The sequence below is a fragment of the Glycomyces mayteni genome, assembly GCF_042428885.1.
Classification (GTDB): domain Bacteria; phylum Actinomycetota; class Actinomycetes; order Mycobacteriales; family Micromonosporaceae; genus Glycomyces; species Glycomyces mayteni.
Genome location: NZ_JBHMBP010000001.1, coordinates 932,316 through 944,906 on the forward strand (window position 1 = coordinate 932,316; position 12,591 = coordinate 944,906).

Consider the following 12,591-nt stretch of genomic DNA (forward strand, 5'->3'; position numbering starts at 1 on the left):
ACCCTGAGTCGGTTCGGGGGGCCGGAACAGGTCAATCGAACGAAATCGAACACGCGCCGGAAGTTGTGGAGGAGACCGCCCGGCGGACACGGAAACGGCCGCCCGGTGGAACCGGGCGGCCGTGACGTCCTCGCGGAGCGGGTGACGAGAATCGAACTCGCCTCTCAACCTTGGGAAGGTCGCATTCTACCAATGAACTACACCCGCGAACTCCGCCTGAACGGAGCCGCACCGAGTATACAAAACCCCGCGGAGGGGTTCCCGGTGCCCCGGAGGACGGGTGCCGCTACAGGGTGGCGAGGGCGGCGGTGATGTCGTCGTGGAGGAGGCCGACGTTGGCGTACACGCCGGGGTTGCCCGCCTCGGCGCAGCCGTAGCCCCAGCTCACGATGCCGACGAGGACGCCGTCCTCGGAGACGAGCGGGCCGCCGGAGTCGCCCTGGCACGAGTCGACCCCGCCGTTCTCCAGGTCGCCCGCGCAGATCATCGTGGCGGCGTCGAACTCGGCGCCGTAGGCGCCGGTGCAGTCGCCGTCGCTGATGTAGGGGACGTCGACGTACAGGAGGTCCTGCGACATCGAGCCGGACTCGGTGGTGCCCCAGCCGATGACGGTGAGGGTGCCCCAGTCCTTGGTGTCCTCCTCGGCGAGCGGGAGGGTCTCGGCGCCGCTGATCGGCTCGGCGAGCTTGACCAGCGACCAGTCGTTGACCATGGTCGAGCCGTCGAAGCCGTCGGCGACGACGATCTCGGCGACGTCGTACACGTCGGTCTGGGTGACGTCGGTGTCGCCGTGGCGGACCACGATGTCCGAGGCGGCCGAGCCCTCGGTGCAGTGGGCGGCGGTGAGGACGACGTCCTCGGCGATGAGCTGCCCGCCGCAGAAGTTGAACGAGGGGTCGTTCGCGTCGGCGAGGGCGACGGTCCAGGGGAACTGGCCGTCGGCGGCGGGCTGGCCGCCGATGATCTGCGCGTCGAAGTCGCCTTCGGGGGCGGCTTCTTCGGCGTTGGCGCCGGTGGCGCCGATCGCGAGGGCGGCGGCCCCGAGTCCGGCGGCCACGACCGCGCCGATCCTGACGAGGGTCTTTCGGTTGTGCTTCACGCGAGAAATCCTTTCGGGTGGGGTGGATTCAGGCGTTCACCTGCCGCAAGCAGCATACGGGAATATCGCTCATATCCGAGTAATCCGCATCTAAGCTGTTTTTCAGTGAATAGCGGTGAATTCACCTGCTCGAAACAGCAATAGGGACGGACACCCGCGGACGGTCTATTCCGGACGGCCGCGGGCACGCGGAAGGCCGGGAGGGCACGCCCTCCCGGCCTCCGGGTCGGTCAGCGGTTACGCGAGCACGCCCCACTCGTCGAGGACGGCGGCGATGTCCTCGTCGAAGTCCGCGACCTCGCCGTAGACGCCGGGGTTGCCGGCCTCGGCGCAGCCGTAGCCCCAGCTCACGATGCCGACGAGGATCTGCTCGTCACCGGCGGGGGTCATGATCGGGCCGCCCGAGTCGCCCTGGCAGGAGTCCACCCCGCCGTTGGCGAGGTCGCCCGCGCACAGCATCGAGGCCGCGTCGACCTCGCCGGGGTAGGCCGCCTCGCAGTCGGCGTCGGACACGAAGGGCACCTCGACCCACTCGGCGACGACCGGGTACTCCTCGCCGGTGTTGCCCCAGCCCGCGGTCTCCAGGGCGTCGAACTCCTCGGGCTCGGCGCTCAGCGCGATCGGCTCGACGTCGACGGGCTCGGACAGGAGCAGCAGCGCCCAGTCGTTCGCCATCGCGACGGGGTCGTTGTAGTCGGCGGCGATGTGGAAGTCGGACACGGCGGTCTCGACGATCGCGTCGGACTCCAGGTCCACCGAGCCGGAGAAGACGACGAGCTCGGCGGCGTCCTCGGTGCCCTCGACGCAGTGCGCCGCGGTGAGCACGACGGTCTCGGAGATGACCGAGCCGCCGCAGAACTGGCGCTCCCAGGGGGTGCCCTCCCCCGCGGAGCCGAGGCCGACGAGCCAGGGGTACTGGCCCTCCTCGGCGGGCTGGCCGCCGATGACCTGCGCGCCGAAGTCGTTGTCGGCCGAGTTGTCCTGGGCGTTGGCGGCGGTGCCGGCCCAGGCGAGCGCCGCGGCGCCGAGCACGGCGCCGGCCCCGGCGCCGAGGCGGATCAGGTGCTTCCTCTTCATGTCCACTTTGATCCTTTCGGGGTGGAGGTGAGGTTCAGGCCGTTTGGCCTTCCTGCCCGAAAGGCGCTATCAGCGGCTTTAGTGGTTGCGTGCCGCTTCTGATAGCAATTCAGTGAATTAATGTGGAAGGTCGCTCGCGAGGTCCTTGCCCAGGTGGATCGAGCCCTCCTCGGCGCTGTAGTACCCGAACGCGTCGACCGGGGTGTACCCGAGCAGGGCGTACATGGCGACGGCCTCGGGCTGCTCGGGGCCGGTCTCCAGGATCAGGCGCTTGCGGCCCGCGGCCGCGGCGGACTCCTCGACGGCGGCCACGATCCGCTTGGCGAGCCCCTGGCGGCGGGCGCTCGCGCGCACGTACACGCGCTTCATCTCCGCGTCGTCGCCGTGGGCGCGCCAGCCGCCGCACCCGACGGGCTCGCCGGACCCGTCGTACGCGACGAGGAAGTCGCCGTTCGGCGGCTCGAAGTCGGCGTCGGCCATCTCGGTCATGTCCCCGGAGCCGTAGCGCACGACGTACTCGGCCTGGACCTCGTCGCACAGGAGCCGCGCGGCGGGGCTGGCGTAGGGGGTTCTCGCGATCGTGAACGTCACGGACCCTAGATTCGCACAACGCGCGGTCACCGTGCCAGCGCTTTTCGTCACGTTTGCGACGGGCCTTCCGAATCCCCGCGGGGCGCTTCCCCGATGCGCCGCACGCGGAGCGGCGTCCCTGTTCAGGGCCCCGGAGCACTGTCCGAACGGATGAGTGGCCAAGGCCCGTTCGTCGGTTTCGTCCGGCCGAACGCACAGACTTCGCGCTCTCGGAAGCGGCGGCGTCCTCCACGCCCGGTAGCGCCGCGCCGACCATTACGATCTTCACATCGGCGATGGTCGAAACGGGTCCGGCGCTCCGGGCTTCCCACCGCCGCCGGCCGGGGCCGGTGCTGACGACACCCCCGGCCGGTGCGAGGGCGCGGCGACCCCCTCCGGCCCGGTCCGGGGCCGAGGGCCTGCCGTGCCCTGACCCGGGGACCCCGTGCGGGGTCCCGAGTGTGCGGGACGCGCCCGCGATTCCGGTGGGAAGGAGGCATGCATCCACATGCGCACTACGCAGCGCCGCAGTCCGGCCAAGGCCCGGGGGGACCTGTGGAAGGGCTGGGCGGCGCCGTCCATGCGTTCGGCGTTCACGGCCGCGTTCGCGGTGGTGGTCGTCCTGGTCGGGCTGCGCCTGACCGCCCGCGGCGATTCGCACGCGGTGTCGTGGCTGGCGCTGCCGCCGCTGGCGGCGTCGGCGTTCCTGCCGTGGCGCTGGGTCGCCGGGGTCGGGGCCGCGAGCATGGCGGCGGCCTTCGGGTACCTGTGGACGCTGCGGGACTTCTCGTTCTCGGCGGTGTCCCGGCACGGCGTGGACTTCCTGGTGGTGGCCGTGGCGGTGGTGATCGCCGCGGCGGTCGCGGTCGTGCGCGAGCGGGACGACGAGCGGGTGCGGCGCCTGACGCAGCTCGCGTCGGTGGTGCAGCAGGCGATCCTGCGGCCCATCGGGGAGCGGTTGGGGCCCTTCGACATCGCGGCCCGGTACGTGTCGGCCCGGTCGGGCGCGGAGATCGGCGGGGACCTGTACGAGGCCCTGGACACCGAGTACGGGGTGCGGATCGTCATCGGCGACGTGCGCGGCAAGGGCCTGGACGCGGTGCGGCTGTCCTCGACGGTGCTCGGCTCGTTCCGGCACGTGGCGTTCGAGCGGCCGGACCAGCGGTGCATGATCAACGACCTCGACCACGCGGTGGCGCGGAACGGGGGCGATGAGGACTTCGTGACGGCGATCCTGCTCCAGGAGCGGGGCGGGACCCTGGAGATCCTCAACTGCGGGCACCCGCCGCCGATGCTGGTGCGCGACGGCGTGGCGTCCTACCTGGAGCCGGAGTCGATGGCGCCGCCGCTGGGGCTGAGCCCGTCGGCGCAGGAGCTGACGGTGCGGCTCCAGCCGGGGGACCGGATCCTGCTGTACACGGACGGCCTGGCGGAGGCGCGCAAGGACGGCGAGTTCTTCCCGATCCGCGAGCGCGCGTGGAGCCTCATCGGGCACGGGAACACCGGCGACGGGCTGGCGTCGCTGGAGACGGCGCTGCGGCGCTGGGTCGGCGGCCCGCTGACCGACGACATCGCGCTGCTGCTCCTGGACTACCGCCCGGAGTCGGACTAGGGGGTGCCTCAGGCACCCCCTCCTATCCGGCAGCGGCGCAGGGCCGTGAGCCGGGGCCTTTTGCGGCGGCGCTTGGTGAGGCGCACGGGCAGGCGGCGGCTCATCGGACGGCCTCCTCAAGGGGGGCGTCGGCCGGGGCGGCGCCCACCAGGCCCAGGACGCGGTGCAGGACGGGCCGGGCGCGACGGTGGCGCCCGACGTAGGCGGGCCCGACGCGGGCGGCGATCTGGGTGGCGACGGTGCGGATCATGGGGTGCTCCCGGTGGTGCGGCGGGTCTGCGGCGGTGCAGTGCGGCGGTCGGTCCTCGGCGGCGGGTCCGGCCTCTGCGGGCCGTTCCGGAAGGCGTCGCACAGGCGGTCTGATGCACGGTTCAACGAGGCACGAGTGCGCCGGTTACGGCACGTGCGCACCGACCTCCACGATCACCCGATCGAACGACGCCGGGCACGCGCGAAGTGTCGGGTTTCCGACCGCGACACGCTGGCGGAGCTGGGGCGGACCGCGGGATCCTTGTAGAGATTACTGACGGGTAATATGATGGGGGTTACCACCGAGTAATGGAGGACCCGCAATGACGCACTTCCGCCACAACCTCCGAGACCTGGAGTTCAATCTCTTCGAGGTCTTCGGAGCGGACAAGATCCTCGACCACCAGGCCTATCCCGACCTGGACGAGGCCACCGCCCGAGAGATCCTGGCGGAGCTGGCCCGCCTCGCCGAGAACGAGCTGGCCTCCAGCTACGTCGAGGGCGACCGCAACCCGCCCGTGTTCGACGCCGCGAACCACTCGGTGACGCTCCCCGAGGCGTTCAAGAAGTCGTACCGCGCGTTCATCGACGCCGAGTACTGGCGCCTCGACCTGCCCGAGGTCCTCGGCGGCACCTCCGCCCCGCGCATGCTCTGGTGGTCCCTGGCCGAACTCGTGCTCGGCTCCAACCCGGCCCTGTGGATGTACGCCGCCGGCTCCTCGTTCGCGCACTCCGCGTACCGCGAGGGCACGCCCGAGCAGCAGGAGTGGGCGAAGCTGTTCGTGGAGAAGGGCTGGGGCGCGACGATGGTCCTGACCGAGCCCGACGCGGGCTCCGACGTCGGCGCGGGCCTGACCAAGGCGTACAAGCAGCCCGACGGGTCCTGGCACCTCGAAGGCGTCAAGCGGTTCATCACCTCGGGCGACCAGGACATGACCGAGAACATCATCCACTACGTCCTCGCCCGCCCGGTCGGCGAAGAGGGCGCGGGCGGGCCCGGCACGAAGGGCCTGAGCCTGTTCATCGTGCCGAAGTACCTGTTCGACCCGGCCACGGGCGAGCTGGGCGAGCGCAACGGCGTCAACGTCACCAACATCGAGCACAAGATGGGCCTGAAGGTCTCGGCGACCGCCGAGCTCACCTTCGGCGACAAGTCCCCCGCGAAGGGCTGGCTCCTCGGCGACAAGCACGAGGGCATCCGCCAGATGTTCCTCATCATCGAGTACGCGCGGATGATGGTGGGCACCAAGGCCATCGCCACGCTCTCCACCGGCTACCTGAACGCGCTCGACTACGCCAAGAGCCGCATCCAGGGCGCCGACCTGCTCCAGTCGACCGACAAGACCGCGCCGCGCGTGCCGATCATCAGGCACCCGGACGTGCGCCGCTCGCTGCTGCTCCAGAAGTCCTACGCCGAGGGCCTGCGCGCGCTCGTCGCGTACACCGCCTCCTGGCAGGACCGGGCCGTCCTCGCCGAGGCCGACGGCGACGAGGACGCGGCCGAGACCGCGAAGAAGATCAACGACCTGCTCCTGCCGCTCGTCAAGGGCTGCGGCTCCGAGCGCGCGTACGACCTGCTGTCCTCCGAGTCGCTCCAGACCTTCGGCGGCTCCGGGTACCTCCAGGACTACCCGCTGGAGCAGTACGTGCGCGACGCGAAGATCGACACGCTCTACGAGGGCACCACCGCCATCCAGAGCCTCGACTTCCTGTTCCGCAAGATCATCAAGGACAACGGCGAGTCGCTCATGGCCGTCGCGGGCGAGATCATGGAGTCCACCCAGGACGGCCACGCGGACCTCGCCGACGTGCGCGGCCGCGTGCTGCGCGCCCTCGGCGACGTGCAGGGCATCCTGGAGTCGCTCCAGCCCGCGCTCATGGCCGCGATGGGCGAGGAGCCCCGCGAGCTGTACAAGGCCGGGCTGCACTCGCGGCGCCTGCTGCTGGCCGTCGGCGACCTCATGGTCGGCTGGCTCCTGCTGCGCCAGGCCGAGGTCGCCCAGTCCAAACTGGACGCAGGAGCGGACGACGACTTCTACCGCGGCAAGGTCGCGGCCGCGAAGTTCTTCTCCCACGAGGTGCTCCCGCGCATCACCGCCGACCGCAAGATCGTCGAGGCCGCGGACCTGGTCCCGATGGACCTCCCCGACGGCGCGTTCTAGCGCTCTCCCGGCGGCGCGACACGCCCGCCGCGACGGCCCGCGCCGCGCCCCTGCCCCCGGGTGCGCGGCCGGGCCCGTCCCCCGTTCACGCCGTGAACGCCACGAAGAAGCCGGGGTCGCCGCCCTCGGACCCGGCCAGCGCCGCCTCCATGCCGTGCAGCGTGCCCCGCAGGTACTGGAGGTTCCGCCACAGCGCCGCATGGGACTCCAGGTAGCGGGCGGCGGCGTCGGCCGCGCCCGGCGCGGTCCCGAACGCGGGCGCCCGGCTCAGCGTCCCCTCCGACAGCACCGGGACCACCTCGGCCTCCAGCTCCCCGATCAGCTCCAGCAGGAACAGCCGGTACTCCTCGACCGCCGCCGGGTCGTACACCCGCTCGCCCATGGTCCTCTCCCTCTCTCGCGCAACGGTTGTCAGTTGTAGGGGTCCTCGGTGGGCCTGACGTAGCCCCACACGTTCCCGGTCTCGCGCCGCGACAGCTGCGGCGGCTCCCCGCCAGCGTCATCGCTCTCGTCCTCGCCGTCGCCGTCCTTGCCGCCCTTGCCTTTGCGGTCGGCGTCCCGCGCCGCCGCGCCCGGCTGCCCGGCGGGCCCGAACAGGCCCCCGCCCTTCGCCGCACCCGCGGTCGTGGCCGTCGTCGGCGCCGGGGCGACCGCCGGGCCGAACAGCCCCTGCGGGACCCCGCCCGGTGCGCCCGCGACCGCGACGGCCCCGCCGCGGCCCCCGAAGCCCGAGCCCTGCGCGCCGCCCGGCCCGAACCCGCCCCCGCCGCCGGTGCCGCTCGCGAGGCCGCCCGAGACCGGCTCGTCGTCCTCCCCTGCGTCCCAAGGGGCCTCCTCCTCCCGCACGGTCCCGTCGCCGCCCGGCGGCACGGGGCTCGGGTCCTCCACCGCCTGCGGCGACGCCGGCGCCGCGGGCTGCTCCGCCTCCGGCGCGGCCAGGTCCATGGAGGAGGTGTCGGCGGTGCTCGGGAACGGCCGGTCCGCGCCTGTGGTCCGGACCGCCGCGAGCTCCTCGCTCTGCCCGTCCCGCTTCGCCGCGATCGACTCGTCGATCGCCGCCTGCCGCTCCTCGTACGCCGCGAACTCCGCGGCCACCCGCTCCCCGAAGACCTCCTTCGCCTCCAGGCCCGCGGTCGCCCGCACGTCCGCGACCAGCGCGCCCAGCCCCGACAGGCCCTCGCCCACGCGCTCCTCGACGAACTCACGCACCTCCGTCGCCAGCCCCGCGTCCGCGCCCGCCAGCTCCAGGGCCCGCTCGGCCTCCTCGCACGTCATGCGGATGCAGTCGCCCTGCCACCACGCGGGCCTGACGTGCAGCGCGGCGAGCTCCGACCACTCGCCCTCCACCCCCACCAGCGGCGCCGGGTACGGGATCTCGCCCGAGTCGCCGCCCTGGAGCGCGTAAATCGCCGACTCGCGCCGCTCCAGCTCCGCGGCCGTCGCCTCCACGTCGTCGAGCACGCCCTCCACGAGCGCCCGCGCCGCGTCCGCCTGCTCGGCCAGCGCGTCGAAGTCGTCCCCCGCCCAGCCCTCCGCGAGCGCCGCGAGCTTGGAGCGCATCCGGTCCGGCCACGACGCGATGCGCTCCCCGACCTCCCCGGTCCAGCCGCCTCGCAGGCGCTGCAGCGAGAACGCGTCCGCGTCCTCGGGCCGCACCGCGTCCACCGCGGCTCGGAAGTCCGTCTCCGTCGGGTACGCCATGCCCTCGCAGCGGGGCTTCAACCGGGCCGACTGGCCCTCCACCGGGACCGCCGACGCGAGCTGCACCCAGTCCTCCTCCGCCGGGTGCGCCGCCGGGTGCGGGCACTCCCCCGCCGTGCAGCCCGACCGCCCTCCGTCCCCGGAGGCCGTGCCCCCGAACGCGATCGTGAACTCCAGCGACGGCAGCTCGACCGACCAGGCGGTCCCCTCGCCGGTCGCGGACAGGTCGTCGGTCATCGCAGCGCACCTCCTCTGGCGGACCCTCGCTCGTCGGGTCCCTGCGGCCCATGGAAGACCGGCCGGTCACACATCCGTCATCGCCCCGCCCGGGCCGTGCGGTGACCGATCGGTGGCCCCTGGCGCGAGAGTGCAGGGAACGCCGCCGGGCGCCCGTCCGGGAGCGGGACTCGAAGGAGGAACCCATGACCGTGCACATGGACGTCGAAGGCGTGCGAACGGGCGGCACCGGCCTGCGCGCGCTGGCGCCGAACAGCCAGGCCGCGCCCAGGCGGGTGGAGCGCCCGGCGGCGTCGGCCGCGGACCGCAACCGCGGCTTCGCGACCGGCGACGCGGGCCGCCGGTGGCAGACCTCGCTCCAGACCGTCGCCTCCGCGGTGGAGCGGCGCCTGATGTGGCAGGGCGACCAGGTCGTCGGCAGCGCCGACGACGCGGAGGCGAACGACGTGGCGACCGGGAACCGGTTCGCCGCCATCCAGAACCAGATCCCGACCGGCACGACGCGATAGGAGCACCCCATGCCCACTTACCAGGACGCCCTCGCGGCAGAGCCCTCGGAGTTCGTGGCCTACGCGGCCGAGATGGCCGCCGCCGCGAGCGACCTCGCGACGCAGCAGGCCGAGTACGGCGAGAAGGTCGCCGGCATCAACCGGAACTGGCGCGACACCGCGAACGACGCCTTCAATGGCGAGGCCGGGACCGTCGCCGCCCACCTGACGCAGGTCGTCGGCGAGATCACCACGACGGCGGGCAGCCTCGCCGCGGCCGGGTCGCAGATGCTCACCGAGTGCACCCTGCTGCGGGCCGCCGACGCGGCGCTGAAGGCCGTCGGCTTCGACGTCCAGCCCGCGCCGCTGGTGACCCTCGGTGCGGCGCAGCGGACCGCGATCGCGATGGCCGGGCCCTTCGGCGGCCTCATCGAGGCCGCCCTCCAGGCCCAGGCCCTCGCCGGGACCCTCGGCCTCCAGACCCTCACGACCCTCGTCAACGCCGCCGACGCGACCGCGGGCGCGGCCCTCTCGGCGGCGGCCGACCTGCTGAAGCCCTTGGACGACAAGACGTCCGCGGGGGACGACGACAGCATGAACCAGATGGCCGAGGACCACTCCGGCGGCGGCGACGAGTCGTCGGAGGAGTCGGGCGAGGAGTCCGAGGAGGAGGAAGAGACGGAAGAGGAGCAGTCCGAGGAGGAGCAGGAGGAGCCCGGCGAGGAGGACCAGTCGGGCGACCCGGGCGCGGAGCAGCCGACCGCCCCTGAGACCCCCTCCGGCATGGAGGATCTCGCGCAGCCCGAGACCCCGGACCTGGAGAACCCCTGGGACGCTTCCGAACTCGCCGACCCGGAGGACTTCTCCGGCGGCCTCGCCGGAGGCGGCGGCCTCGGCGGCGGCGCGGGCGGCCTGCCGGGCGGGGGCCTCTCGGCGGGCGGCGCGGGTGTTGCGGCCGGGTCGTCGGTCCCCTTGGGGGCGGGCGGCGCCGGGGGCGGCGCGGCCCTGGCCGCCGGGGCCGGTTCCGGTGCGGGCGGCGGGATGATGGGCGGCGGCCGCGGTGGCGGCGGCGGGCGTCCCGAGGACGAGAGCGCGCGCGAGTCGAACCTGATCGAGGACCCCGACGAGGACGTCTGGGGCATCGGGAAGGCCGCCGACGACATGTACGAGTAGGAGTCGTCGGCGAAGGCCCGGTCCCGGCAGGGGGACCGGGCCTTCTCGCGCGGTCGTGCTGCGGCCCGGGTCCGGACCGGGCGGGTGCTAGTGGGGGACGGTGCAGACGGCGACGCCGTTGTCGAACCAGACGGTCGAGCCGCCCGCGTAGTCGCAGGAGTTCCACCCGGCCGCGTCGGGCACGGGCGGGGACGTGTACACCTCGATGATCTCGGCCTTCGTGGCCGCCGACCAGCAGGGGACCTGCACATACCAGGCGTCGCCGTTCTCGTCGTACTGCCGCTGGACGCAGATGCCGCGGACCGGGACGGCGTCGAGGTCGTCGTGGAGGAAGCCGCTGGCGAAGTCGGCGAAGCCCTGGTTCGTCAGGTACAGCACGAACAGGAAGAGCGCGACGGTGACCCCGACCTTCCCTGTGGTGGGCACGATCGGGGCCTCGCCGCCGGTGGGGTCCTCCTCGCCCGCGTCGGTCATCGCGCCAGCACGGCGGCGAGGGCCTCGTGCGCCTTCGCCTGCGCCGCTTGGACGGTGGCGGTGGCGCGGGCGGACAGCTCCTCGCATTCGGTGTCGATGGTGGCGTTGGGGACGAGGAACTTGAAGCCGCGGAGGCGGCCCTCGATGTCGGTCTCGGCGGCGCACAGGTCGTCGTCGGTGGTGTGCTCGAACCGGTCGGCGGCGCGGGCGGCTATGCGGTCGCGCAGCTCGTCGCCCCTGCGGTCGGGTTGGCGCCCGGCGAGCAGGTCGGGGTGGGCGCGTTCGAGGTTGAGCACGTGCTCGGAACGGGACTGCTCGGCGCCGTCCCACGCGGCCTCGACGGCGTCGGCGGCGGCGCGGTTCGAGAGCCGGTCCACGGTGGGGCTCAGCGCGATCGCGACGAGCCGGCCCAGGTAGTCGAGGCGCACCCACGCGAAGCGGCCGGGATCGGTGCCGTCGAACCCGCGGGTCGCGAGCTCCTCGGTGAGCGCCCGCGCCCGCTCGGCGAGGTCCGCGGCCTGCTCGTACCGGTCGCGCCCGGGCGCGGCTTCGAGCGCCCGGTCGACGCCCTCGCGCACCGGCCCGGCCGGCAGGCGCGCGGCGGCCCGGCGGGCGGCCTCCACGCGGTCCTCGTAGTCCTCGGGGATGTCGATCCGGTCCATAGCTGCCTCCTCATCGCACTGACCCGCCGAGCCTCCCCGCCCCGGCCACCGATCGGTCACCGATCGGTCATCCCGGCCGCGATGGCGACCGCCGGGCCCGGACAGGCCCCGGCCCGCCGGGCCGGAGGCCCGGCTTGGGCGGGAGGTCCGGGGCCCGATCGGGGTGGCCGGGCGGCTGGGGCGGGACCTGACCGGGGCGGCCGGATGAGCCGGGGTGGGGCGCGAGTCCGAGGCGAAGAAGAGCCCCGGCCCCGCCGAGCGGCTTCCGACCGGCCGGGCCTTCGACCCCGGCCCGCCGGGCCGGGTCCGCGCGGCGCGCTCTCACGCACTGCGTGCGAGCGCGCCGCGCTTCGCCGCGCTTCGCCGCGCTTCGCCGCGCTTCGCCGCGCTTCGCTTTGCGCGGTCGGCCGGGAGTTGTGGTGGGCGTGGGAAAGCGCCGGTCCGTGCTTTGGATCGGACCGGCGCTCGCATCGCCGCACTCGTTCGGGTGAACTCTGGTCACCCGGGCCGATTTCGGCCCTTTTCCTGTCGGACCCCATTGGCAGGATCGAGCCCGGCGACGATTTCGGTCCCCTCTGGGTGGGTGGGGGCTCGTGGATGGTTCAAGGGCGTTGCGACATGCCCTCATGAATCCGGCGCGACCTCCTCGGCGGTCGCCACCTGGGAGAACGGCACTTCCGCGGTCGCCGTGGAGCCGTCCGCGACTACGGTGGTCCCGTACGCCGGATCGTCGGCGGTCAGGACCGTCGACTCCGCCGCGTCGGACTCGATCACCGTGAACGCCGCCGCGGCGTCGTCCTCGGCCTCCGCGCCCGTGCCCGCCGCCGCGGCGAGCGCCGCCTCCATGCCGTGCAGCGTCCCGCGCAGGTACTGGAGGTTCCGCCACGTCGCGGCATGGAACTCCGCGTACTGCACCGCCGCGTTGTCGGCCGCGCCCGGCGCGGTCCCGAACGCCGGGGCCCGGCTCAGCGTCCCCGTCGCCAGCACCGGGACCACCTGCCCCTCAAGCTGATCCAGCAGCCCGAGCAGGAACTGCCGGTACTCCTCGACCGCCTCCGCGTCGAACACGCGCTCCTGCGCCATCTCG

13 protein-coding genes and 1 tRNA gene are annotated in these 12,591 nt (G+C 73.3%); 4 read left to right on the top strand and 10 right to left on the bottom strand.

What is annotated here, in order from left to right; translation table 11 throughout:
- Positions 1–136 precede the first annotated feature (136 nt).
- The 4 genes from ACFFXY_RS04420 to ACFFXY_RS04435 all read right to left on the bottom strand — a co-directional run bounded on the left by ACFFXY_RS04420 (position 137) and on the right by ACFFXY_RS04435 (position 2,767).
- Positions 137–207 (bottom strand) — tRNA-Gly (locus ACFFXY_RS04420).
- Positions 208–286: 79 nt separating this feature from the next.
- Positions 287–1,099, bottom strand: a complete 813-nt coding sequence (locus ACFFXY_RS04425; RefSeq protein ID WP_382346222.1) for a S1 family peptidase — start codon at positions 1,097–1,099, stop codon at positions 287–289.
- Positions 1,100–1,336: 237 nt separating this feature from the next.
- Positions 1,337–2,176 carry a S1 family serine peptidase gene (locus tag ACFFXY_RS04430; protein ID WP_382346223.1) on the bottom strand — a complete coding sequence of 280 codons (840 nt, stop codon included), beginning with the start codon at positions 2,174–2,176 and terminating at the stop codon, positions 1,337–1,339.
- A 117-nt stretch (positions 2,177–2,293) separates the two neighbouring features.
- Complete coding sequence (locus tag ACFFXY_RS04435) at positions 2,294–2,767, bottom strand: GNAT family N-acetyltransferase (RefSeq protein WP_382346225.1); 474 nt, start codon at positions 2,765–2,767, stop codon at positions 2,294–2,296.
- Positions 2,768–3,254: 487 nt separating this feature from the next.
- On the opposite strand from ACFFXY_RS04435, the gene ACFFXY_RS04440 reads away from it, so the two are divergent.
- A complete protein-coding gene (locus tag ACFFXY_RS04440; protein WP_382346227.1) occupies positions 3,255–4,358 on the top strand; it encodes a PP2C family protein-serine/threonine phosphatase in 1,104 nt (367 codons plus the stop codon).
- Positions 4,359–4,458: 100 nt separating this feature from the next.
- On the opposite strand, the gene ACFFXY_RS04445 is transcribed toward ACFFXY_RS04440, so the two are convergent.
- Entirely contained in the window at positions 4,459–4,710 is a 252-nt protein-coding gene (locus tag ACFFXY_RS04445; protein ID WP_382346229.1) for a hypothetical protein, read from the bottom strand.
- Positions 4,711–4,930: 220 nt separating this feature from the next.
- Between ACFFXY_RS04445 and ACFFXY_RS04450 the strand changes: the two genes are divergently transcribed.
- Positions 4,931–6,769 (top strand): acyl-CoA dehydrogenase, encoded by a 1,839-nt coding sequence (locus ACFFXY_RS04450; protein ID WP_382346231.1) that lies wholly within the window; start codon positions 4,931–4,933, stop codon positions 6,767–6,769.
- An 85-nt stretch (positions 6,770–6,854) separates the two neighbouring features.
- Here the strand turns inward: ACFFXY_RS04450 and ACFFXY_RS04455 are convergent, their stop codons facing one another.
- Together ACFFXY_RS04455 and ACFFXY_RS04460 are read right to left on the bottom strand one after the other, a co-directional pair.
- Positions 6,855–7,151, bottom strand: a complete 297-nt coding sequence (locus ACFFXY_RS04455) for a hypothetical protein (RefSeq protein WP_382346233.1) — start codon at positions 7,149–7,151, stop codon at positions 6,855–6,857.
- 29 nt (positions 7,152–7,180) lie between these two features.
- Positions 7,181–8,707, bottom strand: coding sequence for a hypothetical protein (locus ACFFXY_RS04460; RefSeq protein ID WP_382346235.1), 1,527 nt, complete (start codon positions 8,705–8,707; stop codon positions 7,181–7,183).
- Positions 8,708–8,892: 185 nt separating this feature from the next.
- On the opposite strand from ACFFXY_RS04460, the gene ACFFXY_RS04465 reads away from it, so the two are divergent.
- Together ACFFXY_RS04465 and ACFFXY_RS04470 are read left to right on the top strand one after the other, a co-directional pair.
- Positions 8,893–9,216 carry a hypothetical protein gene (locus ACFFXY_RS04465; RefSeq protein ID WP_382346237.1) on the top strand — a complete coding sequence of 108 codons (324 nt, stop codon included), beginning with the start codon at positions 8,893–8,895 and terminating at the stop codon, positions 9,214–9,216.
- Between the two features lie 9 nt (positions 9,217–9,225).
- Positions 9,226–10,368 (top strand): hypothetical protein, encoded by a 1,143-nt coding sequence (locus tag ACFFXY_RS04470; protein WP_382346239.1) that lies wholly within the window; start codon positions 9,226–9,228, stop codon positions 10,366–10,368.
- Positions 10,369–10,455: 87 nt separating this feature from the next.
- On the opposite strand, the gene ACFFXY_RS04475 is transcribed toward ACFFXY_RS04470, so the two are convergent.
- The 3 genes from ACFFXY_RS04475 to ACFFXY_RS04485 all read right to left on the bottom strand — a co-directional run bounded on the left by ACFFXY_RS04475 (position 10,456) and on the right by ACFFXY_RS04485 (position 12,587).
- A complete protein-coding gene (locus tag ACFFXY_RS04475) occupies positions 10,456–10,842 on the bottom strand; it encodes a hypothetical protein (RefSeq protein WP_382346241.1) in 387 nt (128 codons plus the stop codon).
- On the bottom strand, positions 10,839–11,504 hold the full coding sequence (locus ACFFXY_RS04480; RefSeq protein ID WP_382346243.1) for a hypothetical protein: 666 nt from the start codon (positions 11,502–11,504) through the stop codon (positions 10,839–10,841). Before ACFFXY_RS04480 ends, ACFFXY_RS04475 begins: the two co-directional genes overlap by 4 nt.
- 624 nt (positions 11,505–12,128) lie before the next feature.
- Positions 12,129–12,587: a hypothetical protein gene (locus ACFFXY_RS04485; protein WP_382346245.1), complete on the bottom strand. Its 459-nt coding sequence runs from the start codon at positions 12,585–12,587 to the stop codon at positions 12,129–12,131.
- Positions 12,588–12,591 lie beyond the last annotated feature (4 nt).